Origin of the sequence: Klebsiella sp. WP8-S18-ESBL-06 (assembly GCF_014169755.1) — a bacterium.
Classification (GTDB): domain Bacteria; phylum Pseudomonadota; class Gammaproteobacteria; order Enterobacterales; family Enterobacteriaceae; genus Kluyvera; species Kluyvera ascorbata_B.
Map to the genome: position 1 here is coordinate 3,875,866 of NZ_AP022256.1, position 21,492 is coordinate 3,897,357.

The following is a 21,492-nucleotide window of genomic DNA, read 5'->3' on the forward strand; positions in this document are numbered from 1 at the left end:
ATTTTCGGCTCCGTTATGCGGCGGTGAAGCTGTCCGGGTATAGATTGAGAATGTCGGCAATTTCAGGCTGAGAAAGTCCCTGATAGCCACCAGCGTCGGCGTTATGGTTCACTTGTGTGGTGGGCGCTGGTGGCGTAATATCAGACGTGCGAATATCTGAGTTAGCCGCCTGCTGTACGGGGCGGTTTTTCTTTTCCATTACGCCACCTCGCCACGCGACTCAGCGATACGCTGATTAATCCACTCGTCAATTTCACTTTCAATAAAAGCGATAGAGCGGGAACCAATTTTAATTGCTGCGGGAAAACGTTTCTCGCTCATAAGACGGTATAACCACGCCTTACTATAGCCAGTACGCTTTTGTACCTCGGCAAATCTAATTAATGACTGAGACATATTTACCTCGTAACGTCCATTGCGGTTTACGAGATAGTTACACTAAAAACCATAGTAATATAGGTAGGCATGATTTTGTTGTGTACCCACCCTTGCCGATGAATCAAAAATATTGGGGGGTACTAATAATGGGTAGGTAAAACACACTTATGATGACTAATGCCACGAAAAATCATGTAGAGCACCCACCATTACTCATGAATGGTAGGCACACACTATCCTTTTGATTTTTTTATCCTTCTTCCTATACCTTGCAGACAGGATGGGCGTAAAACAAGGTTCACCGCCTCCGCCATATTTTTACCTGCCCCCCGTTCCGTCAAGTAATCAATTACTTCTTTTTTTGTTGGAGCTGTCTGGGGGTCGTCTTCATCATAAGTTGACCAAAGTTCCTTTATAGCATCCTGAACGAATTCCAAACCTTCACTTTGATGTTCATATTTGGGAAGTAATAGAATGCCACCATCATTTTTCTCCGGAACAACATCAATAACATTTTGATCGGAGATAGTTTCACAACCGAAAGAAATTATTTTATCTGGGGATGGCTTACGTACAAAATCAACGCGCTCATTTTCAACCCACATAAATAGTGAATCACGAGTAATTATTGTTTTATCTTTTGATATGTCATTTTTACGATCAGTTGGCTTAATTTCATAAAATTCTTCACAGCCATTCCATTCATCACCGATCCATCTAACCGAAAGACATTGAACTGGAGTTAACACCCCACGACGGATAGCGCTTATGATCCCTTCGGATATTCCCCAAGCCATTTTCCAGCGTTCATGACGAGTACTTCTAACTCCCTCAAGACCATTTGCATAATCATAGGGGTCAATTCCCGCAAGCAATAACGCAGCCTGGGTAATACTAAACTCCTGTACTGTTTTCCAATGAGATAGATCAGGAAGGTTTTCAACAACAGGCATATGCTACCTCGCGCCCTCTAATTTTGGCGGCTATGCCTCCCCGCAGAGGTATACGGGTTTTCGGTGATCAGCCTAAATAGCTGCGCGGAATAGTAGATCACTGAAAGGGAACTCAGCCCGGATTGCGCGATCTGATCATTCGCCAAACCAACCAAAACCACCAACCGGACTGAGCGATGCCGATCATAGCACCAATACCCCGTGGCGAACGACGCCTGATGCAGAAAGCTATTCATAAAACGCGCGATAAAAATCATGCCCGCAGACTCACGGCCATGCTGATGCTTCATCGGGGTGAACGGGTCAGCGATGTTGCCAGAACTCTCTGTTGTGCCCGTTCATCCGTTGGTCGCTGGATTAACTGGTTTACGCACTCAGGTATTGAAGGCCTGAAATCCTTACCCGCAGGGCGCTCCCGACGCTGGCCTTTTGAACATATCTGCACCCTGTTACGTGAGCTGATAAAGCATTCTCCCGGCGATTTTGGTTATCAACGTTCACGCTGGAGCACCGAATTACTGGCAATAAAAATCAATGAGATAACCGGTTGCCAGTTACATGCAGGAACCGTTCGCCGCTGGTTGCCATCTGCGGGGCTTGTATGGCGCAGGGCCGCGCCAACTCTGCGCATCCGTGACCCACATAAAGATGAAAAGATGGCGGTAATCCACAAAGCGCTGGATGAATGCAACGCAGAGCATCCGGTATTTTATGAAGATGAAGTGGATATTCACCTTAATCCTAAAATCGGTGCGGACTGGCAGTTGCGCGGACAGCAGAAACGGGTAGTGACGCCGGGGCAGAACGAAAAATACTATCTGGCCGGCGCACTGCACAGTGGCACGGGTAAAGTCAGCTACGTGGGCGGCAACAGCAAAAGTTCAGCGCTGTTTATCGCTCTGCTGAAGCACCTGAAAGCCACTTACCGGCGGGCGAAAACAATCACGCTGATCGTTGATAACTACATTATCCATAAAAGCCGCGAAACACAGCGCTGGTTGAAAGCAAATCCCAAGTTCAGGGTAATTTACCAGCCGGTTTACTCGCCGTGGGTGAATCATGTGGAACGGCTATGGCAGGCACTTCATGACACGATAACCCGTAATCATCAGTGCCGCTCAATGTGGCAGTTACTGAAAAAGGTCCGCCATTTTATGGAAACCGCCAGCCCATTCCCCGGAGGAAAACATGGTCAGGCAAAAGTGTAGCGGTATTAGGCGCAGCTATTTAGACATAGCCTATTCTTTGTTCGTCTACAGAAGTCTACCCCGGTATAGAATAACTGTCTATTCGTCCAGTCATGAGGATTTACCAAAACGCCCGTGAACCACGTTTTCACGGTGTTCCAGCGCATCCATATAGTCGGCATACCATTGAAGCATTTCCCGGCGGCCATCGAGATATTGAGCGTGATTGTATGTGCCTCGAATAGAGTTTTTATCGACGTGGGCGAGCTGCGTTTCAATCCATGCGGTGTTATAGCCCTGTTCGTGGAGAATGGTACTCATGGTGTGGCGGAAACCGTGGCCTGTCACTCTCCCGGCATACCCGATGCGTTTAAAAACCTGGTTAATGCTGGCTTCACTCATGGTTTTACGCGGATCATTACGCCCAGGGAATATATAGGGATAGCGGCCTGTCATTTCCCGGATACGCATGATTATGGCTTGGGCCTGTAATGACAATGGCACGATGTGTGGGCGGCGCATCTTCATTCGCTCTGCTGGGATTTCCCACACCGCAGCATCAGCATCGATTTCCTGCCATGTAGCCCCACGCAGTTCGCCAGTTCTTAAACCGGTAATGATTAGCAAACGTGCTGCCAATACCACCAGCATACTGCCGGAATACCCAGAAAGAGCCTCAAAGAACGTCGGTAGCTCAGACGTATTCAGGAAAGGATAGTGCTTGGATTCATGCCCCTGCATAGCACTGGTGAGATCTGGCGCTGGGTTGTATTCTGCCCGGCCGGTAACAATGGCATAGCGGAAGACTTCACCGCAGCGCTGCCTAACCTTCTTAGCCTTCTCCGTTGCCCCTCTCCCCTCCATTCGGCGAAGCACATTAAGCAATTCTAGCGGTTTGATTTCCGAGATCGGTTTTTTACCAATGTACGGAAAAACATCCTTATTGAATGCTTCCATAATGTCCGAGGCGTACCCCTCAGACCATTTATAGAGCTTGCTGGAATGCCATTCGCAGGCTATTTCCTGAAATGTATTCCTGACATTTAACTCTCGGGCTATCTTTTCTTCCCGCTTTGCTTCGCTAGGGTCAATGCCCCCGGCGATCCCCCTTTTTGCCTCATCACGTTTAGCCCGCGCATCTGCGAGGGTAACGTCTGGATATACCCCCAGAGCCAGCAGCTTTTCTTTGCCTGCTACACGATACTTAAGCCGCCAGTATCGTGCACCATTTGGGTTAACCAGAAGATAAAGCCCACCACCATCAGCAAGTTTATAGGGTTTATCTTTTGGTTTAGCGGTATCAACCTGGCGGGCGTTGAGCTTCATTGGGGGTATCTCCACAAGACCGAACAGCACATACCCCCGAATGTACCCCCAGAAGCATGTAGATTTTGGGGTATGTCAGTAGACGTAAAAATACTATCAGGAGCGACACAATGCAGAGTATAAGGGGTTTGAGTGAACTTTAGTAGACGTTAGAAGATGTTTGAATGGTGCCGATAATAGGAGTCGAACCTACGACCTTCGCATTACGAATTAGTAGAATCACATTTAACTAACTGTTTTACATGTACATTACCGTATTCACATTACTCAACTTAATGGCACATGATGTAAGAAATTGAATGACGATTTACCACGTGTGACACAAAAATGGCACACCATATAAAGCATCCACAGCACGTATTTCGGCGGCACGCACTGTGGAAACACGGCATTAGCCTCACGCAGGGAATTTTTTGTACAGCGTCGAAACACCCACGCCACACGTCTTGGCGATCTGCTGTCGTGATTCACCAGCGGCGATCCGCGATCCCATCTCCTGCCACTGCTCATTAGTAAATTTTGGTCGGCGGCCGCCTACCCTTCCCTTCGACCGCGCAACGGCTAACCCGGCTAGCGTACGCTCACTGTTCAGGTCGGATTCGTACTGTGCCGCCGAAAGGATATTGCGGAAATTGTAGCGGCCGCTGGCAGTTCGCAGATCCACACCATCAGTAATGCTACGGAAATTCACACCGTTTTCCTGTAGCTGCTGGAACATCAACAACGCATGCAGGACATTTCGACCAATCCTGTCCAGCTTCCAGACCACCAATTCATCACCGGCCTTCATGATACCGATCAGCTGTTTCAACACCGGGCGATTAGCTTTACGCCCGCTGGCGTGTTCCTCAAAAATTATCTCGCAGTCAGCGGATTCTAGAGCCAGACGTTGCAATTCGGTGTCCTGGTGGTTTGTTGATACTCGGGCATATCCGTAAATCATGGGTATTTCTCCTGTTGTGAAAACAGGAGAAACGGCGAAATGTCGCCTGGTTATCAGGTGTTATAAAAAAGGTTGGGTTCGGAGAACGGCTACTGGAGGCTAGCGGATACTTTGAATTACCAGGGGGATTACTGCTGCAATGGGGGAGCGGTTCTGTTCAGGCAACTAACGCTACTGTACGGTTTAAAAAGCCGTTTAACGTTACTCCGTTCATCGTACTGCCGCATAAAATCACAGCTGATAATCGGTATGTAACATCTGTTAATTACACCAAAACTGGCTTTAGTCTTTATGGATGGAATGGGAGTGGAGTGGCGGCCTACATTGACAGCTATACGTATCTTGCGCTTGGGATGTAAGGGAAAGCCGCGTAAAGCGGCTTTTTGTCAGGGCAGCGGAGGCCAGACGGGATTGGCAGTATCTACGCGCATCAGCAGCACCCGGTATTTTTTCCATTCAGCCAGCGCAGCGGCTTCTTCTGCCGTCGCTATTCCGGCGTCTACCGCATCCTGTCGCCAGGCTATCTCATTATCGGCCTGCGTACGCAGCGCCGCTTTCTGCTGTTCCGCTGCTGCCACGTCTGCCGCGTGTTGCGCGGCTGCATCCGTCACCCATTTATCGCCGTTCCACACATCATACGGTGTCGATGGCGCAACCCCTGTGAACCCCGCTTTTATCTCCCCGATATAGCCAACTATCGAGGCGGTGCCGTCAGCCGTTGACCAGACGGTTTCGCCGCGATGGTCCGGCTGCTGCTCCCATACCGTACCGTTGAATACGGCGACAAATCCCGCCTGCTCGTCACCCGGATTAACGCTTGTGGAATTACCAGGCATACTCACGCCGACGTAAATATGTTCGTCAGACCAGCCGTTATATTCCCCGGTCACTGCATCGTAATAAAAGCAGCGAATATCACCCGCCTGCGTCGCCAGGCCGTTCTTATCAAAGATAACTGCCATTATTTAGCCCTCACAAGGAAATTAAATGCGACGTTTCGTGGGCGCATGCCCATCAGGTTAGAACCGGCTGAACCGGATGAGAAGTTGGGTATCTTTCCGACTGACCAGCCATTGTCCCATGCCACAGAGTCTGGACTTGCTACAGTCATATATCCGTAGTTCGGCGCTGAGCCATTCTGCCCCAGATGCTCGTGAAGCTTACTGCTTTCCTGCGCACTCAGCAGCGCTCGCCCAATATCCACGCCGCGCCCGTCATCCCATACCCTGATAAATTCCCCCCGTACATCGTTCAGTCTCAGGCCGGGAATAACGAGGGCTAATTTGGGGTATTCCTTTGCAGAAAACGTCGCGCCGTTCCATTTCAGAAATACCATACCTGACCATTCATCCATCACCGTATTGGGCATCGCCGCAGACGGCCAGAAGAACGGAATTCCTATCGCAGGTGCTCCCGCTCCCAAACGAAGCTTTGAGAGGACGCCAGCTGCGTCAGTTTGCGCCAGAATTTCGCGGGCGAAAGCGGTAAGCACAGTTAACGCTGCGGTGTCGTCGCCGTTGAAGTACGGCAGCTTATCAGCGGCACCGGTTAACGCAGCAAGCGCCGTTAGCGTGCCGTCGAGAGGCTGGAAGTCCTTCCCGAATGCAGCTGCCATTTTGGCGATGAACGCAGCCTGATCGCCATCATCCAGTACATCGTCACCAGTATTATCGGAAGTGTACTGCGCCAGCGCTGCCGCAATAAAGCTGGCCTGTCGAAGTGCTTTATTTATCTGCGCGCTTGACGCTTTGCCAGCCGTGAAACCAGAGAGCAAAGCCGGAAGCGATTCCCAGTCAGCCTGGGCCGTCACGTTAGCATTTGCTGCTGTCGCGAACGGTTTAAAGTTATTTGTTGCCATTAGAGTAAAGTCCCCCATGCTCCAACATCGAACCCGCCGATGTATTCGTTATCCATATCAAACCCAAAGAATTTAGAACCTTCTGACGGTGTTTCTACCGCTGGAGTTTCAACATCACCAGCCCATACGCCAGCAGCTTTAACGGTGAGATAGCCCTGTTTAATAGCGGCGATCAGTTCGAGCGACACATCTGAAATATCAGTCTCAGGGAATACCCAGACCGATATCGTCATGTCCTGGTTGTCGACAATCTGCATCTTCAGGCCAGAACCAGCAGTTGCAGCGTCCAGAATGGGTGGCAGCGAGTCGTTCCGACCGTCCCAATTGTTAATCGCAATTTTCGCTTTCAGAATGATGCGGTAGGTGTCATTGCTCAGTGACGTATAGCCCGAATCCGGATCATACGGTCCCTGCCATACGCCCTGGTCATATCCAAGCCCGTCAGTGTCCCAACTAAAATAAACACCGCTAATTGGCTCGCTGACTATGCGACTACGACCAATCCACAGACCGAGGATATCTAGCTGCACGCCGACCGCCGTATCTATATCAAAGGCTGTTACAAGTCCTGACATAGTGCTGGACACGTCAATGAGCGGGCGGGTGCTCAGATCTATATGGTCAAAAAAGAGTGGCTTGGTAGCGTGGTAGTTAGTGATAAGTTCGGTGTATTTGCTCATGAAGTCACCGTGATAGTGATATTCGCGGTGCTACAGGACGCCGAAGCATCATAGGCAATATCAATGTTTGATGCCGATACGCTGCCAGACGACTCACCGATCATCAGGTCGGTAATATCGTAATAGCGGGCATTACCACCGCTCACAACGCCAAGGTTTGCCGGGGAATAAATACGGCTCAGCAGAACGTCGTCGCCAATTGTCAGGCCATTTATATAATCGGCAACAGCCTGTTTAATCTGCTCGCCGATTTGCGAGGTATACCCGGTAAAAACTTTCAGTGTAATGGCTACGAAAATTGGCACATCGGTAGAGCGTGAAAAACGAATGACGTGAGGATTACCGTAAGTATCCGGAACCGTGACAGAAGTTGTCCCGTAGGTTGCTGTTCCCTGCCCTTTATTCCCCCTGATGGTCTGGGCTATTTCAGTAACATCTCCCCCATCAACAATGGCGGAAATTGAGTGTGGCGGCAGCCCGTTGCTGTCGGTTGCCCCCGTGTCGTTCTCATATAGTTTGTGACGTGTCACGCCAGCAACATTAGCGATAGCACCGTCGACACCTTCAAACGGTGTGATCGATGGTAGCGCGACGCTTTGCCCCTGCCGAATGCGCAGCTCTGCGTCGGTTTCGGCTGGTGAACCGACAGTAGCCGCAGCTGGATTGGTTACCGACACCCAACCACGGGTCGGGGTGTTGATAGTGGTAATAGTCCCGGCCAGCGCCGCAACCGAACCGCTATTCGCACATGTGGCTGTCACCAACACAGTACCGTCAACGCCGATCGTTACACTCGAGGGAAAATTCCAGATAATGCCGTTTTTATCCCGTGCGGAGCCATTCATGATAGTCGTGCCTGCCGTACCGGTTAACAGAAGATCAGCGGTAGAGTTTGTCGCTACTTTTTGCGTGATTCCGTTAATTTTCACATTGCTGCTAAGTGCTGCTGCCTTCGCTGTCGTTGGTGAAAACGAGTTGTAGATCTCGATAGCAGTATTGTTAGCGTCATGTACGGCAAGAGCCACCAGCGCGACCATTTGCCCGTCTTTGCTGTCTGGTTCGAGGTAGGCATCACTACCGTAAATCTGCCTGAAATAGCTGGTCAGTGTATCTAGGATTGTCTGGTAATCAGGCGCGCTGATGCCCTGAGCGGTTACCTTTGCCGATAAGCCCAGTGTGTCGAGATTTAAGGCCATCACGCCTCCGATGTGACTGTCGTTGTTCCGTAAATGGTATCGACGGTGGCGGTGAACGATACCCGCCGGGTTGTGGTGTTAACTACGGTGTTAAAGTCGGTGATGCTTTTCACGCCCTGCGTCTGCAGGATGTGCTGGCGGATCGCCAGATTGTAGGTTTCAGGCTTCTGCTTGCCGAGTACAGACTGGATCCACGGAGTACCGGTGGTGGTATCGAGGAACCACTGCCCATACCAGAGGTTAAAGCGAGTTTTAATCGCCTGCGCGACGGCATCCGGAGAGTTAATCAACCAGGTATCATCACCGCTGCCGAACGTGTAATCACCGTCGGCATCTTCGCGTCGGTATCGCATCAATTCACCTCATCAGTGTTATCAGTACCGTGCTGAACACCGCCGTGGGTGTGCGTGTCGCCGATGTCTTTTCCGTTAGATTTGAGCGTGCCAAAGAATTCGATCGCACCTGTAATTTTCGCCGCTGTGCCGCTGGCGATGCTACCTACCATGCCGCCCATCCATGTCAGCAATCCGTGAATTGTCACGGCGGCGCTGAAGTCTGCCTGAGGCGTTTGTACATCAAGGCCGCCAGGCGCGACGATTTTAATTTTCTTTGTCGAGGGGTTGAGGTCGATGTACGTGCTGCCGTCAATCGTCCGCAGTTGTGCCGACGTGGTGCTGACATTCTTTATCCTATTTGGCTGTGATATTTGACCGACTGAGCAGGTTGCATCCGAGAGATCATGCATGCGGTCATCAACGGGTTCCTGAACACCACCGCTTTGCCAGAAGAAATCTATGCAGCGGTCCTGGAATTTCAGCTCGCACTCATCACCAGGGTTAACCGGAAGAGTCAGTGTCACGCCGCCAGCAGTTGGGAATACCACGGGGACATCCACCAGCAGCGGATAGTCTCTGGTCGTACGGTTACCGTCGTTATCCGTTTCAACGCAGCGGATAGCCGGCTGCACGACGGCGGTAACTGCTTCGGCGTCAAATGACTGAATAATGCCAGGCATCGCAACGCGCAGATTCTGCGCCAGCACCTTACCCTCAGACTTGAATGTCTCAGCCTGATCGCCGCTGCGGGTCTGTTCTGAAAAGACCATTGGTAAACTCCAGGCAATAAAAAACCCGCCATTTGGCGGGTCTGTTTTTAATTGTGATATTCCTATCTGTTTTCAGATATAACTATTTGGCACTCATCTTTCTTTAAACCGGAAAGTGATTGCCCATTATCCGAAAACGACAAACCACAGTCCGATGCAATTTGACGCAATGCAATTTCACCGTAGCTGTCGCCGTGTTCGTTCATCAGTTCGTCACCATAATTCACATCACGACCAGCCGAAACCGCATCCATGGCAGCGTTTGATATTGCCCTGTTTGTGATTTCTCGTTTAATAATGAAATTATTAGCTAAATCAGGGTGCTGATTAAAGAAATCGCCGATATTTCCCGCAAAAACCTGAGAGCTAATAATTAGCGACAGCGCAGCAATCAGTTTCATCCAGTTACCTTCTTACACGGGAATGAACCGATAATTTTCGGCGCATCCATGCTGTTCTGGAGCAGTTGGACGTTCAGGAATGATTTTCCGTTGCGTTTCACAAACTCGAAGCCGTAATTATTGCCGTCGCGGGCAGGCATCAGACCCATATTCCATACGGCGTTCGCCTCGTCACCCTGAGCCCCAATATATTTAACTTTTTGGCTGGTCACTAATTCACCGTTAATCCGTACAAGCCCTTCCGCATCGGATAGTGTCATCTTATAGCCGCCACACTGGAATGCGGCAAAAGACGGTAATGAAACCAATAATCCAGCAAGTAATGCGTATTTACCCATCATCCACCCCGGTTAAACGCTGCCTGAGTTTTAATATCGATGGCACCACGTGCTTCACACATCATATCCATGTACCACGCCTGGCCCCTTGTATCACCAGTGTACATAATGCCGCGCACAATATACACACCATCTGTGGCAATACTGGCTGGCTGCGCCGTGGTGCCGCTGAGCGTGATATTGCCGTCAGTGTTCTGGTCGGTGATCTGTCCACCAGCCATGGCGATATCGTTGTTCGACAGCGCGGTGCGGAATACCGATGCCTGGTCGAGCTGAATCAGACCGTTCACCCGAATATTCGGGTTAATCAGCGCACGGACGTTAACGCCGTTGCCGATGGTCTGCTGGGGCATGCCAATCAGCCCCGTGGCGCTGTTCAGCACTATGGCCTCGTGAACATACTCATTCTTCGCCACCATCTGCCGCTGGCCATCAACAAATTGCCAGGTGGCACCGCACTGATCAGCCACGTTATCCATCAGCTTACGCGTTGAACCAAACAACACCCGCCCCCGTGGGTATACCGTTGTCGGCATCGCAGTGGTGATCCCTTCAGTCGCTCCTTTCGCCTCGAAATCTTTCATCAGCGCGCGGTTAACGTCTGCGACCGTGTAACCGGCCGCCAGCGTCTGAACGGTGATTGCCGTAGAGAACGCCAGATCTGTATCGCATGCCTGAATCAGGACGTAGGAATCAACCGGGTTGTCCTTGCCGGTTACCGCATAGCGCAGATCGCCAGTAAACAACAGACCATAGTTTCGACCATCTGTCTGGCCAACGATCGACGCATCAACGTTGCGCGCCACACCAACCTCGCTGGCCGATACCTCCGGCGCAATACCGTCATAACCAGCAATTAAACGCAGCTTAGCGAATTCCTTCCCCGTAATACGGTTGGCTGTATCCGATGACAGGTTATATATTTTGAACGTTCCCACACGGGAAGCGCTGCTGATATTGAACCAGTCGATGGTGAAAGTGACCTTAAAGTCGCTGAGGTCGATTCCCTTCCCGTTTTCGTCAACGAGCTGCAGCTCGAAGTGCCGCATCCAGTTTTGAGACATCGTTACTCCGTGGAGACCAGCAAATGGCTACCGGTGCCCAAATTGGTTTTTGTCGGGTATGCCTGGGTATCGTCATCACAGAAGACAGCAAGCTTAAAGCCCAACCCAAGGTATGCGTATTGCGCCAGCAGGTCAGCGCCAGTCACCAGCGGGATGCCGGTAATAATGGCGTTACTCTGTTCATCGAGCAGGTCGAGGATCCAGTACAGGTCACGCCAGATAATGCTCATTCGGTACGTTGCACCCGCTAACACAATACTGAACTGCTGGTTATCCGCAGTAAGCGGGATTTCAGATACCACCATGCTATCCCCCAAATAACGAACTAAAACCATCCACGCCCATTTTCAACAATGAGTCATTCGGTGGCTTCGTGGTTTTTGTACCGGCATTCGCGACCGCAGATGTGCTGGCGCCATCCTTCATGTCGGATTTATTCGCGACGGTAATCTGCTGGGTCTGAGTAATGAGAACCTCACGCAACGTCAGGACCGCCGATAGCACGTTTTCCGTGGTTTTGTCGGTGGTAACCTCCAGCGCGCGGATTAGCATGTTGCTGTAGAGTCGCTTCCCCGTGACAACATCAAACGGTATACGTCTGATCTGCAGGTCCAGCAGCTCCTGATAAGTCTCCTGCGGACTAAGTCCAAGACTCAGACCGATAGACGAGGTATCAACGAAATCAAGCAGCGAACCCCCACCAGCAAAACCTACCTCCATCACCACCTCAGAAGGCCGCTTATAGGCGTGGTCCGCCACCGCTGCGCCTATCTCCACCGGGTGCTCTGTAATCTCCAGCGTGTCGCTGTGCTTCTCAGAAACGACAACGTCGGGAATTATCAGACCGATTTTTCTCGATCGCTGGTGAAACAGCGTCGACAGAATATCCATTAGCCGACCCCGCTCTGGTTGGTGCGCATGATGCGCGCGTTTGAAGAGTGCTGGCGCTGCTCGACTTCATCGCCGATCTCGCGAGTGTTTCCACCGTAGATGTTGTAGGTATTCTGCTGCTGAATACTTGCCCCACTCTTACCACCAGCTGCCTGGTATGCCAGAGGGCTGTTCCAGTTGGAATACCCCTCTTTGCGCGCCATCGACTGCATCAGCGTTGCCATGGTGTTCGGGTTCGTCAGGTTAAGCACCGCGTCAGGCGTTACCCCCATCCACCCGGCTACCTGCTTAGCGTAAAGGTCCGGATCGTTGTTATCCCCTGCTGGTGCCCAGGTACTCACGATATCCCGGACCGTTTGCAGCGCGCGCCCGGTTGTTTTCCCAGTGAAATAACGCATCAACTGATTTTTCATCGCTGACCAGCCATGCAGAGCTGATTCGAACATGCGGAAGCCACCGCCACCTACAGGACGAATATTGCCAGGGTTATTGTTACGATCGGCCAATGTGCGCTTTGCAGACTGAGCCCGCTGATCTGGCTCTGCTCCCGGAATATCCGACTGGATATTATCGCCCATCACAGTCCCTTCTGGACGGCCATAGTCGGTGTCGATACCAAACCAGCGCATAACATCGCCAATATTGCGTTTTGCATAGTTCATGGAGGAATTAGCGCTCGCGGCGATATTCTCTCTATCGCTCACAAGATACCCCGCGTACAGCCCCCACAACTTAAGCCACGGAGGGACAGGCAGTCCCGCAATTTTCCCGAACGCCCCCAAAACCTTCGCGACCCACGCACCCGTGACATACCCGGCGAAAATCTCCAGAACCGATTTCCAGCCACCCACACTATCTTTCAGATCCAGAAATTTATCCCGCAGCCAGAGCATCGCCTTTTTAAGCTGCTCTATCGTCGGTTCCCATTTTGCCCAATCAATCAGGCTATTACCGCCCTCTTTCCATGTTTTGTAGTCTTCCCACAATAACGCGATAGCGGCGGCCAGCGCCGTTATCAGTCCAATAGGTGACATCCAGAATGTGCTGTTGAGGATTTTCAGTGCCAGCGTCAGCGCGCCAAACAGGCCAATCAGCTGTTTGGTCGATTTATCGAGATTCCCCCACCAGTCGATAAGGTCGGATGCCCCCTCAATGATCCGGAAGAACAACCGACCGATAACATCGCCCAGCCAAAGAATTCCCTTAATGGCTTTCGTCAGCGTTTGCTCAATGCGCGGGAAATTATCCAGGATGTGCCGACGCAATTTATCAAGAGAACCGGCCAGGCCACCAGCGAGGTTAGAGCCGATTTTGTCACGCGCCATACTCGCCATTTCGCCGAACGAACGTAACGACGTCATGAAACGATTAGAGCTGGCAGCCGCCTGGTCAGCATTAAAGCCGATGGCTTTCGCCATGGCGCTGTACTGCCCGGTAAATCCGCCAATACCGCGGCGCATGGCCATCAGCGTATTTTCATCAATACCGAGCATCGAGGCATACTGGTTAGCGCGGTAATACGGCATGCTACTGAGCTTTTGCCCGACACCAGTAAAGATGGCCGACATATCCCGCATATTGCCGCTGGCGTCGCGCGTCTGAACGCCCAGACGGTTAAGAAAACCTTCCGCACCTGGATTATTGCGGACAAACCGCGCCAGACTTTCCAGAGAACCGCGCGCTGCGTCAGCGCTGCCGCCCACCTGACTGACTGCATAGCCGATGGCTTTGATACCCTGCACCGTTGCGCCGGTGCGTTGTGATGCCCAGTAAAGCGTATCAAGCCCGCTGGCAATCTTCGCGGTGTACGCGACAACTGAGAGCGCCGCAGCTTCAACGGCCAGCCCTGTTTTTATCGCGTTGGCGGTAACCCCCGCCAGAACGGCGTTAAATTTCTTCTCGCCGGAGGAATCAACCTGGAAGCCGAGGCTAACCAGAAACTCCTTGATCGTCTCAGCGTTCATTGTCGGCTCTCCATTTGTCGATACGGCGCTGGTTATCAGATTTAACCGCCAGCTGGTCATTCATCAGCGCGATATCGCACAGGTCGACAGACCCGTCTTTAAGCGCAGAGTAAGGGATGTACCCGGCGTCTACCGGGTCGAGAAGATAAGACAGCCCGTCAGGCAGGCTGTTGAGCGTCAGGCCTGAGTCAGGCCCGGAGACGTCGCGCTGGTAGGAAGTTCTGGCAAAAAATTTCCCAGACTGTCGGCGACCACCCGCGCCACCAGCTGCAGCATGATCATCAGGTCGATATCATCGAACATCAGGGTGCCGCTACGCATAATGGGTGTCCATCCGGTGCCATTCTGGCGAACAACAACCGACAGACAGGGGTGAATGATCGCGTTAGTGTCTTCTTCGCTGAGGTTGGATATTTCCTGCGCGATACGCGGCAGCACCTTATCCAGCACCGGAGACAGCGCTTCCATGTTCGCGCCTTCAAATGTCCCATCCGCCGGGAGCAGTTCGCGCACACTCCCCATGTCAGCCATCAGGCTAGCGAGCACCGGCAACAATTTGCGCGATACCCGCAACTGAGCGAAGACATCCAGCTTAGGAGCCTGGTAATTCACGCCTTTGATTTTACATTCCATCTGTTAAAACTCCCCAAGCAGTTCATCAATTTTGCCGCAGTCAAAGACCCACGGAACGGTATTGCCATCCTTAGCGTTCGAAAAATCAGGCTGTTTCTGGAACGCGACACTACGAGCCGTAACGAAATCACCACTCACCTTATTTCGGATAATGATCACGTTATTCCCCCAGGTTGCAGATGACTGGCTCTGCGCGTTGTACATCAGAGACAGCTTTTTGTTGGTCGGCGACGTTTTGAGAAGATTCACGGTAACCGTACCGCTTTTATCCGCATGCAGGCTATGCATCACCTCACCGTCAGAGCCGACAGTCATGGTGTTCTTTGGACCGCCCATAGCGGTCACGATCCCTTCCCCTGAGTTGGCAGAGCCATACCCGAGTTCAATTGCGCCAGTTGGGCCCGTTAACGTAGCCGTGACATCCATAAAAGAATATGTAGCCATTTTCTCTCCTTACCGGACCACGGTGATTGCTACAGAGGAATAGTGCACAGCGCCCGCCAGCTTAGCAGCCACCTGAATCGGCACGCCTTTGCGCGCTTCGCGGTCGGCCTGCAGCTGGTCATCTACGCTCGGTGCGTACATGTAATAGCCTTTGGTCAGCGTATCACCAGTGTTTAACTGGCCAATCGGGCCGCCAGTCCACTTACCCGGTGCAAACAGACCGTTGGTGACAGCCTGATCAAGCACCAATTCGATGTTCGCCATGCGAGTCGTAGTCCCCGCATCGGTCTGTGGGATTTTGGTGGTGCTGGTGTACAGCGTGTTGTAATCCGTCGTCTGCACAGTGTTCTGCAACCAGTCCAGCCCGTGGCGTTCGTCGAAGAAATCACCGTTTGCCATTACGCCCTGCTCGAGGATGGCGGTGTCGTTTTCGTAGTACACGTAAACGTTACAGTTCTTGTCTTCCAGCGCATTGGCCTGAGAGGTGCCGATGGTCTCGTAAGTGACACCCGGCTCCTGCTTGAATTTCAGGGTGATCGTGGTGTTACTGCCGTTGAAGTCGACAGTAAACGCTCGGCCGAACGCCGACAGCGCCGCGTAGCGGCTGGTTGAGGAATACTGGATAAACGAACGGCTGTACTTAGCGACTTTCATCTTAGAAGCCAGATCGGTAGACACCGAGGCATCCATGACAGTGGCATTAGCAGAAGTCAGCGCCAGAATGCGCGATACCGTCGCAGATTCAATCGCAGCGCACACCGGCAGGATGTCAGCATCGGGTGGATAGTCAGCCTCCGGCACCGCCAGATGCAGACCGTACCAGGAGTTGTAATCCAGCAGCGCGTTAACCGCTTCCAGCAGCGTCTCGGGGGTGCCTGATTCAGCAGACGTCAGGGAGTCAACCCATCGGCCGACATAGAGCAGCGTCGGCTGCGGCGACTGCGAAAACCAGATGGTGGCCGCAGCGTACTCTTCACTATCCACGCCGAAGTCATCACCGATATCATCCGGATCAGAATACGCGCGCAGTCGCTCGCTGATTGGGATAACTGTCGAGTTACCCAGTACTAGCATCGATCCGAAGTTACGCCCCTGCGCAGCTTTGGCCGACAGTGTTACGGTCGTATTCGCAACACGATTTAACGGCAAACCTTTCTTCGCCATGGTCAATCTCCGGTAGAAATCGTGACGTGGCCGTCAACGATGGATTTAATGTTGTATTCCCGAACAACCTTGCGCCGCAGCTGCACGCGCAGGTCATAGCGCCGAACCCACTGGTTGTTTATGAGCTCAGGAAAAGGAGTGATCTCACTGTAATCACCAAGTGAAAGGCCAAGCCGGTTCAGTTCAGCGTTGTTTTGCTCAACGCAAATTCCGTCTCTGAAAACAGAGGCGTATCGCATCCCCGCCGGTCCGTAAAAAGACGCCATCGCGATAAAGATTTCATGACGCCATAACTCAGAGCCGGTTTCGGTCTGCATGGTGAATGCGGGGTTGTTGTCAATTGGCCATTCAGTTATGCCGAAGGCACACCAGTTGACATCGACGGGCATCAATGGTGGTTGGTCCTTTTGCCAGCGAGGACGAACGACGCCATCAGGTAACCCTGATACGGCTCGCACCCAGCGGCTAAGCAGCCTGTCGAGGTCTTCGTCGTATGCTGGGCTACCGCTCACCGGGGTGAGCCATCCGGCCTCGTTACTGCTGTTATTACTCAATGGGGTTTCCTCCATCGAATGGCAGCAGTTCACAGTGCGCCTGCACAAAGCCAGTACCATAAGCGGTGTACGGGTCAGCAAACGTCACACGGTAATCGCGATTCTGATACGTCACGATGTCAGCATCGCGCCCTGTCTGCCCTTGGCTGAGACGCTCTGTCGTTACCACCAGTATCGCGCCGCTGATAACCTGGCCAGACTGCATACGCCGGTTCTCCAGAGAGCGGTCAACGGTCACTACGCCCGAAAACTGGGTTTTAACATCGACATCACTTCCCACACCGTCGGCATCTACCGTCTGCTGTCTGCGCGTTACCCAAAGATTGGTGTCGCAGAAATCGGGGTCAAACAGGACGTCGGTTACGTCAAGACTTGGCATTTTTATCCCTCACAACGTAAGTAATGGCCCGAACATACTGCCCGGTATCGATTAGTGGCTTTGCCAATTCAGTACCGGGGAGATCCCCGGCCTGCCGCCTGTCCATCTCTGCTTTTGCGCCTTTACGTCCGCGACGCGCCCGCGCTTGCACAGTGGAATCCGCCAACGGTACAAAATCCGCAGCATTGATAAATGCACGGACTCCATTCACTGCCAGTTGCCCCGCGCGCTCCAGCGACTGAACAGCAGACGTCTCCCGTCCATCAAGAGCAGCCTGCGCTGCCGCCTTTAACTCAGGCACGGTCTGCGGCTCAGCTGACTTAACTCCAGGACGTAAATGTGGACGCGGCGGGATATTCTGCGCGGGGGAACCGTATTCGTTCAGGTAACCGATCCCCGCATTGCCAAATGGCACATCCTCGCGGTCGCTATCCTCAGCCGGGATTCCGATGAGGACTTCTTTACTGGTCAGCGCCCTCAGAGAGTCAAGAATGGCCTGGGAATTATCAGCGGTTACTTTCACGCCGCTTTTCATAGCTGGCGACCGCCCGCACCGAACATCGTGATCAGCTGATACAGTTCTGCACCGTAGCGGCTGTTATTCCAAAAACCAGCGTCTGGGTTAAGTGTCGAACCCGTGTCATAACTGACGCTGACCTTATCTACCGATTTGGAGGACTGTACGCCATTGGTTGAGCCGCCAGGACCACCAACGAGCATTGCCCGACTATCAGCGGCCCATAGATACATGTAATGCGCCACATACAATTCAGCAAAATACGGGAATAGCTGCTTTCCTGTTGTTCCTTCACCAATCAGCTGTATGTCGGCCAGATTAAGACGAAACTGGATTTGTGCTTCGGGGTATTTGACTGGGTCAGAAAACTGCGGGAAGTCACGGCGGAAATCACTTACTGTTGGCAGACTTTGATTCTTTGGCATCTTTCGCCCCATTACCGCCAATCTGGGCGGCAGCAATCTGCGCTTGCAGGCTGTCGTTCTGCTCTTGCAACTTGAGCAGCGCTTCTTTCAGATCGGCAATCAACTGATCTTTATCGACGATCTGCTTATCTTTGTCGGCAATCTGCGCTTGCAGGCTGTCGATAATGGGTTGCAGATCATCGGTGTCGCTAATCACGCTTTCGGAAAGCTCAGAATGCGCCTGGGTGAACCAGTGCGACGCGACTTCTTCCGGTACGTTATGCCGCCCCCGGCCAAATTCCTGTTTTGACTGATCGCCGAGCGTCAGCGTAAACGGAGTGTGAACATGGATGGTAACCAGCTTTTCTTTCGCCATTTTCAGTTTCCTTTTGGCCCCTTTCGGGGCCGTTCTGGTTATCAGATACCGTCCACGTAGGACAGGGTTTCTTTGTACACTGGCTCAACCGCACCGAGCTTGCCGTAGTAGGTCGCAATCTGGTACAGACCGCGATACTGGATAGGAACGCTCTGCAACGGCACCAGCGGATAGCGCACGTATTTCTTGTCGTTGGTGTAGGCGACCATACGGTCTTTACCGCCAACCCCGCGCCCTTTCAGCCATTTAACCGCTTTGATTTCCAGCGGAACGCCGTTCTGGTGGAAAGCGATAGTGTTCACAGCCAGATAGGTCAGCAGCGACTGGTTACCCGCTTCGGAAACTTTACGGCTCGCCAGCAGTGAATACTGTTCTGGCGGAATGCGCAGATCAGAAGGCACGACGGAATAACCGGATGCTGCCCAGGCATTCGACAGAATGCTGTTCACGCTATCGAGGATCTCGTCGTTAGTAGAGTTCGCCCAGGTCTTCGGCGCATTGTTCAGCGTCACACCCACAAGGTTTGCCAGACCTTTCAGGCCGAGCGCATCATCGCCGATGTAAACCTGCTCGTCATTGTCCATCTGCCATTTGAGCTGCATCCCGTCGTACTTCTGGGTATCAATCGGGCGGCCTACCTGCTGAGCTGCTGCCAGCTCTACAACGGTCCAGCCCAGTTCCATGCCCCAGAGGTTCAGCGGATTGCCGTCTTTGCCGATATCAACGTTCACGCCAGCAATAGCAGTGGAGTCTTTGCCTACCCAGTTTTTACCGTTCGGATTTGCGCCAGTACCCGCAGCGCCAAAACTGGTGTTAGTCCAGCTGGAAATGTCATCTGCGATAGAAACGTCTTCACGCAGTTGAATGTCGCGGGTCCAGGTGTAACCCGCCAGCGGCAGGTTTAGCGTCTGGTCGAGTCGTTCCAGCTCCCCGATGAGAAAGGCACCAGAGCTATCAACGGTTGCCTGATCAAAAGTAATCATTCGTCTGTTCCTTAAATCTTCCAGGAGATTTCTGCATTGCCGTAAGCGTCACCGGCCCCTGTGAATTCGGCGTTAGTCAGCGCCACGTTTTTGCCACTGACGGACGTGGACATAAAGCCGCCCAGCGGCACGTGAATGGTCGAATCGAGCGAAACAACCACGTATACAGGCGCGCCTTTTTTGATGGTGCTGGCATCGAAGCCAGATCCGAGGTTAACGGTCATGTAGCCACGTTTCATGGCGTTGCCCGGGAAGTTCTTATCCGTCCCCACCTGGCGAACCATGTCTGGCTGCGATGTGGTCGGATACGGGCGAACGTAGATACCCTTCACCTTGTCGGCGGTGTCACCGTCCGCCAGCGGTACGAAAAAGCCGTCAGCGTCGTATTTGCCAGCCAGGCCATAGGCAGCGAAGGCGTTAGCGGATTTAAGGATCACCGGTTCGACGGTTAAATCCTGCGGGCGAGAGATAGCCCCGGCAATGCCAACAGGCATCCGGTACAGATATGCAGTCATTGGATTATCCTTTGCGGTTAGACCAGAAGTCGGCGTTTTGTTTGTTCAGGGAAGCGATACTGGTCATGCCCATATTTGGGCGTTGTGCATCGCCCGTGGTGCTGCGGGTGTTTCGCCCTTTGGCAATCTCAGACACAGCGTTAAACGCCATATCGACCGATTGCTTAGGCAATTTGCGAATATCCGCATCGCCGACAACCTGGCGAACCAGTGTTTTGTCAGCGGCGGCCAGCACATCACGTTTGAACGCGGTCGGTTTCACCTTACGGCTCAGATCGATACCCGGAACGATGACTTCGGCACGATAAGCAGAGTCACCGGTAATCGTGGTTTCTTCTTCGTCGTCCTCGCCGTCGCCGGTTGGTTCTTTTTTATCTTTATCGTCAGGCTTATTGTCGTTGTCGCCCGTCGCATTTCCTTCCAGCTTAGCCAGCAGGGCTTTGAGCAAGGTTTTGATATCGTCCTCGCCGTCACCGGTTGGCTCTCCGCCCATTTCCGGCTTTTTGTCCGGCAATGGTTGCTGCGGTGAAAGGTTAATGTTGAGGTTAACACCGCTCGGCAGATCCCCTTCATCACCCGTTACCGCCGCTGGTGCAGAGTCCAGCAGTTCGTTCATGGTGTCCGCGTCACCCGTTTTGATGGCCGTGCGCATGCGGGTCCACCAGCTTTTCTTTTGATTTGCCATTGTGTCTCTGTCTCCAATTGCACAACGATTTCCGGCTCTGCCTTTAGGGACAAGAGCCACATGGTTTCCGGTAATATCGACCTGCTCGGCTTTTCCTGGCTCGGTCTGCTCGTACTCCGCGTCATAGCCGCACGACACTTCGCGCAGGCCATCTTCGATAAGCTGAATGGCGTTTTCGTCTTTGACGATAAGGTCAGCCAGCATCAAATCAGACTGCACACCCGTCCCGCGCCGGACATTCTGAAGATGCCCGACCGCAAGCTCTTTCCAGTTCTCGGGATTTACCAGCCGCACATTCCCGTTTTCATCTTCAGGATGCAGGATCGTGATGCTCATCCCTTCGAATGAGGCGAGCGTGGCCGGGTGGAATACCTGCTCAGGAGAGCGCGTTACGACTATCTCACCGAGCTTATCGGGTTTGAGGTTTGACAGATCGGCAGCGCCGTAGAGCTGCTTACCCGTTCGACCTATCGGCACGTCTTTACACAACAGAGAGCCGTCAGCCAGCTGATAGCGGGTTTCCCCCAGCCGGGTATTGAAAAAATATTTCATGG

Annotated in this window: 31 protein-coding genes; 2 read left to right on the top strand and 29 right to left on the bottom strand. The window is 52.5% G+C overall.

All coding sequences use genetic code 11. From position 1 onward, the window contains the following. Positions 1–13: 13 nt before the first annotated feature. The 3 genes from H7R76_RS18580 to H7R76_RS18590 all read right to left on the bottom strand — a co-directional run bounded on the left by H7R76_RS18580 (position 14) and on the right by H7R76_RS18590 (position 1,331). A complete protein-coding gene (locus H7R76_RS18580; protein WP_182966054.1) occupies positions 14–199 on the bottom strand; it encodes a hypothetical protein in 186 nt (61 codons plus the stop codon). After that, positions 199–396 carry a helix-turn-helix transcriptional regulator gene (locus H7R76_RS18585; protein ID WP_048241341.1) on the bottom strand — a complete coding sequence of 66 codons (198 nt, stop codon included), beginning with the start codon at positions 394–396 and terminating at the stop codon, positions 199–201. The genes H7R76_RS18580 and H7R76_RS18585 overlap by 1 nt, the downstream gene beginning before the upstream one ends. A 215-nt stretch (positions 397–611) precedes the next feature. Further along, positions 612–1,331, bottom strand: coding sequence for a hypothetical protein (locus H7R76_RS18590; RefSeq protein ID WP_048994680.1), 720 nt, complete (start codon positions 1,329–1,331; stop codon positions 612–614). Positions 1,332–1,507: 176 nt separating this feature from the next. On the opposite strand from H7R76_RS18590, the gene H7R76_RS18595 reads away from it, so the two are divergent. Further along, positions 1,508–2,539: an IS630-like element ISEc33 family transposase gene (locus H7R76_RS18595; RefSeq protein WP_003033020.1), complete on the top strand. Its 1,032-nt coding sequence runs from the start codon at positions 1,508–1,510 to the stop codon at positions 2,537–2,539. Positions 2,540–2,629: 90 nt separating this feature from the next. Here the strand turns inward: H7R76_RS18595 and H7R76_RS18600 are convergent, their stop codons facing one another. Both H7R76_RS18600 and H7R76_RS18605 read right to left on the bottom strand, forming a co-directional pair. Then, positions 2,630–3,844: a tyrosine-type recombinase/integrase gene (locus H7R76_RS18600; RefSeq protein ID WP_174332565.1), complete on the bottom strand. Its 1,215-nt coding sequence runs from the start codon at positions 3,842–3,844 to the stop codon at positions 2,630–2,632. A gap of 397 nt (positions 3,845–4,241) precedes the next feature. Continuing rightward, positions 4,242–4,787 (bottom strand): recombinase family protein, encoded by a 546-nt coding sequence (locus H7R76_RS18605; RefSeq protein WP_115074482.1) that lies wholly within the window; start codon positions 4,785–4,787, stop codon positions 4,242–4,244. Between the two features lie 92 nt (positions 4,788–4,879). Here H7R76_RS18605 and H7R76_RS25285 point away from each other — a divergent pair, with 92 nt between their 5' ends. After that, on the top strand, positions 4,880–5,146 hold the full coding sequence (locus H7R76_RS25285) for a gp53-like domain-containing protein (protein ID WP_502711073.1): 267 nt from the start codon (positions 4,880–4,882) through the stop codon (positions 5,144–5,146). A gap of 27 nt (positions 5,147–5,173) precedes the next feature. Here H7R76_RS25285 and H7R76_RS18610 read toward each other — a convergent pair whose 3' ends face one another. From H7R76_RS18610 to H7R76_RS18720, 24 genes are all read right to left on the bottom strand, one after another. Continuing rightward, entirely contained in the window at positions 5,174–5,749 is a 576-nt protein-coding gene (locus tag H7R76_RS18610; RefSeq protein ID WP_063930081.1) for a tail fiber assembly protein, read from the bottom strand. After that, positions 5,749–6,645, bottom strand: coding sequence for a phage tail protein (locus tag H7R76_RS18615; RefSeq protein WP_182966056.1), 897 nt, complete (start codon positions 6,643–6,645; stop codon positions 5,749–5,751). Before H7R76_RS18615 ends, H7R76_RS18610 begins: the two co-directional genes overlap by 1 nt. After that, positions 6,645–7,325 carry a baseplate wedge 1 family protein gene (locus H7R76_RS18620; RefSeq protein ID WP_182966058.1) on the bottom strand — a complete coding sequence of 227 codons (681 nt, stop codon included), beginning with the start codon at positions 7,323–7,325 and terminating at the stop codon, positions 6,645–6,647. The genes H7R76_RS18615 and H7R76_RS18620 overlap by 1 nt, the downstream gene beginning before the upstream one ends. Further along, positions 7,322–8,521 (bottom strand): baseplate J/gp47 family protein, encoded by a 1,200-nt coding sequence (locus tag H7R76_RS18625; RefSeq protein WP_182966060.1) that lies wholly within the window; start codon positions 8,519–8,521, stop codon positions 7,322–7,324. The genes H7R76_RS18620 and H7R76_RS18625 overlap by 4 nt, the downstream gene beginning before the upstream one ends. Then, the gene (locus H7R76_RS18630) at positions 8,521–8,874 is read right to left on the bottom strand and encodes a contractile injection system sheath initiator (protein ID WP_182966063.1); all 354 of its coding nucleotides are present in this window, start codon (positions 8,872–8,874) and stop codon (positions 8,521–8,523) included. Before H7R76_RS18630 ends, H7R76_RS18625 begins: the two co-directional genes overlap by 1 nt. Next, positions 8,874–9,626, bottom strand: a complete 753-nt coding sequence (locus tag H7R76_RS18635) for a Gp138 family membrane-puncturing spike protein (protein WP_182966064.1) — start codon at positions 9,624–9,626, stop codon at positions 8,874–8,876. Before H7R76_RS18635 ends, H7R76_RS18630 begins: the two co-directional genes overlap by 1 nt. A 62-nt stretch (positions 9,627–9,688) precedes the next feature. Beyond that, positions 9,689–10,027: a hypothetical protein gene (locus H7R76_RS18640; RefSeq protein ID WP_182966066.1), complete on the bottom strand. Its 339-nt coding sequence runs from the start codon at positions 10,025–10,027 to the stop codon at positions 9,689–9,691. After that, positions 10,024–10,365, bottom strand: coding sequence for an STY1065/STY2022 family phage-derived protein (locus tag H7R76_RS18645; protein WP_182968035.1), 342 nt, complete (start codon positions 10,363–10,365; stop codon positions 10,024–10,026). Before H7R76_RS18645 ends, H7R76_RS18640 begins: the two co-directional genes overlap by 4 nt. Further along, entirely contained in the window at positions 10,365–11,429 is a 1,065-nt protein-coding gene (locus H7R76_RS18650; RefSeq protein ID WP_182966068.1) for a hypothetical protein, read from the bottom strand. Before H7R76_RS18650 ends, H7R76_RS18645 begins: the two co-directional genes overlap by 1 nt. A 2-nt stretch (positions 11,430–11,431) precedes the next feature. Then, the gene (locus H7R76_RS18655; RefSeq protein ID WP_182966070.1) at positions 11,432–11,734 is read right to left on the bottom strand and encodes a phage baseplate plug family protein; all 303 of its coding nucleotides are present in this window, start codon (positions 11,732–11,734) and stop codon (positions 11,432–11,434) included. 1 nt (position 11,735) lies between these two features. After that, positions 11,736–12,320: a phage baseplate protein gene (locus H7R76_RS18660; RefSeq protein ID WP_182966072.1), complete on the bottom strand. Its 585-nt coding sequence runs from the start codon at positions 12,318–12,320 to the stop codon at positions 11,736–11,738. Then, on the bottom strand, positions 12,320–14,284 hold the full coding sequence (locus tag H7R76_RS18665; protein ID WP_182966075.1) for a lytic transglycosylase catalytic: 1,965 nt from the start codon (positions 14,282–14,284) through the stop codon (positions 12,320–12,322). The genes H7R76_RS18660 and H7R76_RS18665 overlap by 1 nt, the downstream gene beginning before the upstream one ends. Continuing rightward, entirely contained in the window at positions 14,274–14,438 is a 165-nt protein-coding gene (locus H7R76_RS24950) for a DUF6889 family protein (protein WP_502711074.1), read from the bottom strand. The genes H7R76_RS18665 and H7R76_RS24950 overlap by 11 nt, the downstream gene beginning before the upstream one ends. A 23-nt stretch (positions 14,439–14,461) precedes the next feature. Then, a complete protein-coding gene (locus H7R76_RS18670; RefSeq protein WP_182966077.1) occupies positions 14,462–14,917 on the bottom strand; it encodes a phage tail assembly chaperone in 456 nt (151 codons plus the stop codon). 3 nt (positions 14,918–14,920) lie between these two features. Next, positions 14,921–15,361 carry a DUF3277 family protein gene (locus H7R76_RS18675; RefSeq protein ID WP_182966079.1) on the bottom strand — a complete coding sequence of 147 codons (441 nt, stop codon included), beginning with the start codon at positions 15,359–15,361 and terminating at the stop codon, positions 14,921–14,923. A gap of 9 nt (positions 15,362–15,370) precedes the next feature. Beyond that, on the bottom strand, positions 15,371–16,525 hold the full coding sequence (locus H7R76_RS18680; RefSeq protein ID WP_182966081.1) for a DUF3383 family protein: 1,155 nt from the start codon (positions 16,523–16,525) through the stop codon (positions 15,371–15,373). A 2-nt stretch (positions 16,526–16,527) separates the two neighbouring features. After that, entirely contained in the window at positions 16,528–17,079 is a 552-nt protein-coding gene (locus tag H7R76_RS18685) for a phage neck terminator protein (protein ID WP_502711063.1), read from the bottom strand. Next, positions 17,072–17,458 (bottom strand): head-tail adaptor, encoded by a 387-nt coding sequence (locus H7R76_RS18690; RefSeq protein WP_182966085.1) that lies wholly within the window; start codon positions 17,456–17,458, stop codon positions 17,072–17,074. The genes H7R76_RS18685 and H7R76_RS18690 overlap by 8 nt, the downstream gene beginning before the upstream one ends. Then, positions 17,445–17,993 (bottom strand): hypothetical protein, encoded by a 549-nt coding sequence (locus tag H7R76_RS18695; protein ID WP_182966087.1) that lies wholly within the window; start codon positions 17,991–17,993, stop codon positions 17,445–17,447. Before H7R76_RS18695 ends, H7R76_RS18690 begins: the two co-directional genes overlap by 14 nt. Continuing rightward, positions 17,990–18,400 (bottom strand): DUF4054 domain-containing protein, encoded by a 411-nt coding sequence (locus tag H7R76_RS18700; RefSeq protein WP_182966089.1) that lies wholly within the window; start codon positions 18,398–18,400, stop codon positions 17,990–17,992. The genes H7R76_RS18695 and H7R76_RS18700 overlap by 4 nt, the downstream gene beginning before the upstream one ends. Next, positions 18,366–18,755 (bottom strand): STY1053 family phage-associated protein, encoded by a 390-nt coding sequence (locus tag H7R76_RS18705; RefSeq protein WP_182966091.1) that lies wholly within the window; start codon positions 18,753–18,755, stop codon positions 18,366–18,368. Before H7R76_RS18705 ends, H7R76_RS18700 begins: the two co-directional genes overlap by 35 nt. 41 nt (positions 18,756–18,796) lie before the next feature. Beyond that, on the bottom strand, positions 18,797–19,738 hold the full coding sequence (locus H7R76_RS18710) for a DUF2184 domain-containing protein (RefSeq protein ID WP_182966093.1): 942 nt from the start codon (positions 19,736–19,738) through the stop codon (positions 18,797–18,799). 11 nt (positions 19,739–19,749) lie between these two features. After that, complete coding sequence (locus H7R76_RS18715) at positions 19,750–20,253, bottom strand: structural cement protein Gp24 (RefSeq protein ID WP_182966095.1); 504 nt, start codon at positions 20,251–20,253, stop codon at positions 19,750–19,752. 4 nt (positions 20,254–20,257) lie between these two features. Beyond that, positions 20,258–21,490: a DUF2213 domain-containing protein gene (locus H7R76_RS18720; protein WP_182966097.1), complete on the bottom strand. Its 1,233-nt coding sequence runs from the start codon at positions 21,488–21,490 to the stop codon at positions 20,258–20,260. Between the last annotated feature and the right edge of the window lie 2 nt (positions 21,491–21,492).

Bases quoted from the DNA above. Each gene is read 5' to 3' on its own strand.
- H7R76_RS18580 (WP_182966054.1), bottom strand. From the start codon at position 199: ATGGAAAAGAAAAACCGCCCCGTACAGCAGGCGGCTAACTCAGATATT.
- H7R76_RS18585 (WP_048241341.1), bottom strand. From the start codon at position 396: ATGTCTCAGTCATTAATTAGATTTGCCGAGGTACAAAAGCGTACTGGC.
- H7R76_RS18590 (WP_048994680.1), bottom strand. From the start codon at position 1,331: ATGCCTGTTGTTGAAAACCTTCCTGATCTATCTCATTGGAAAACAGTA.
- H7R76_RS18595 (WP_003033020.1), top strand. From the start codon at position 1,508: ATGCCGATCATAGCACCAATACCCCGTGGCGAACGACGCCTGATGCAG.
- H7R76_RS18600 (WP_174332565.1), bottom strand. From the start codon at position 3,844: ATGAAGCTCAACGCCCGCCAGGTTGATACCGCTAAACCAAAAGATAAA.
- H7R76_RS18605 (WP_115074482.1), bottom strand. From the start codon at position 4,787: ATGATTTACGGATATGCCCGAGTATCAACAAACCACCAGGACACCGAA.
- H7R76_RS18610 (WP_063930081.1), bottom strand. From the start codon at position 5,749: ATGGCAGTTATCTTTGATAAGAACGGCCTGGCGACGCAGGCGGGTGAT.
- H7R76_RS18615 (WP_182966056.1), bottom strand. From the start codon at position 6,645: ATGGCAACAAATAACTTTAAACCGTTCGCGACAGCAGCAAATGCTAAC.
- H7R76_RS18620 (WP_182966058.1), bottom strand. From the start codon at position 7,325: ATGAGCAAATACACCGAACTTATCACTAACTACCACGCTACCAAGCCA.
- H7R76_RS18625 (WP_182966060.1), bottom strand. From the start codon at position 8,521: ATGGCCTTAAATCTCGACACACTGGGCTTATCGGCAAAGGTAACCGCT.
- H7R76_RS18630 (WP_182966063.1), bottom strand. From the start codon at position 8,874: ATGCGATACCGACGCGAAGATGCCGACGGTGATTACACGTTCGGCAGC.
- H7R76_RS18635 (WP_182966064.1), bottom strand. From the start codon at position 9,626: ATGGTCTTTTCAGAACAGACCCGCAGCGGCGATCAGGCTGAGACATTC.
- H7R76_RS18640 (WP_182966066.1), bottom strand. From the start codon at position 10,027: ATGAAACTGATTGCTGCGCTGTCGCTAATTATTAGCTCTCAGGTTTTT.
- H7R76_RS18645 (WP_182968035.1), bottom strand. From the start codon at position 10,365: ATGGGTAAATACGCATTACTTGCTGGATTATTGGTTTCATTACCGTCT.
- H7R76_RS18650 (WP_182966068.1), bottom strand. From the start codon at position 11,429: ATGTCTCAAAACTGGATGCGGCACTTCGAGCTGCAGCTCGTTGACGAA.
- H7R76_RS18655 (WP_182966070.1), bottom strand. From the start codon at position 11,734: ATGGTGGTATCTGAAATCCCGCTTACTGCGGATAACCAGCAGTTCAGT.
- H7R76_RS18660 (WP_182966072.1), bottom strand. From the start codon at position 12,320: ATGGATATTCTGTCGACGCTGTTTCACCAGCGATCGAGAAAAATCGGT.
- H7R76_RS18665 (WP_182966075.1), bottom strand. From the start codon at position 14,284: ATGAACGCTGAGACGATCAAGGAGTTTCTGGTTAGCCTCGGCTTCCAG.
- H7R76_RS18670 (WP_182966077.1), bottom strand. From the start codon at position 14,917: ATGGAATGTAAAATCAAAGGCGTGAATTACCAGGCTCCTAAGCTGGAT.
- H7R76_RS18675 (WP_182966079.1), bottom strand. From the start codon at position 15,361: ATGGCTACATATTCTTTTATGGATGTCACGGCTACGTTAACGGGCCCA.
- H7R76_RS18680 (WP_182966081.1), bottom strand. From the start codon at position 16,525: ATGGCGAAGAAAGGTTTGCCGTTAAATCGTGTTGCGAATACGACCGTA.
- H7R76_RS18690 (WP_182966085.1), bottom strand. From the start codon at position 17,458: ATGCCAAGTCTTGACGTAACCGACGTCCTGTTTGACCCCGATTTCTGC.
- H7R76_RS18695 (WP_182966087.1), bottom strand. From the start codon at position 17,993: ATGAAAAGCGGCGTGAAAGTAACCGCTGATAATTCCCAGGCCATTCTT.
- H7R76_RS18700 (WP_182966089.1), bottom strand. From the start codon at position 18,400: ATGCCAAAGAATCAAAGTCTGCCAACAGTAAGTGATTTCCGCCGTGAC.
- H7R76_RS18705 (WP_182966091.1), bottom strand. From the start codon at position 18,755: ATGGCGAAAGAAAAGCTGGTTACCATCCATGTTCACACTCCGTTTACG.
- H7R76_RS18710 (WP_182966093.1), bottom strand. From the start codon at position 19,738: ATGATTACTTTTGATCAGGCAACCGTTGATAGCTCTGGTGCCTTTCTC.
- H7R76_RS18715 (WP_182966095.1), bottom strand. From the start codon at position 20,253: ATGACTGCATATCTGTACCGGATGCCTGTTGGCATTGCCGGGGCTATC.
- H7R76_RS18720 (WP_182966097.1), bottom strand. From the start codon at position 21,490: ATGAAATATTTTTTCAATACCCGGCTGGGGGAAACCCGCTATCAGCTG.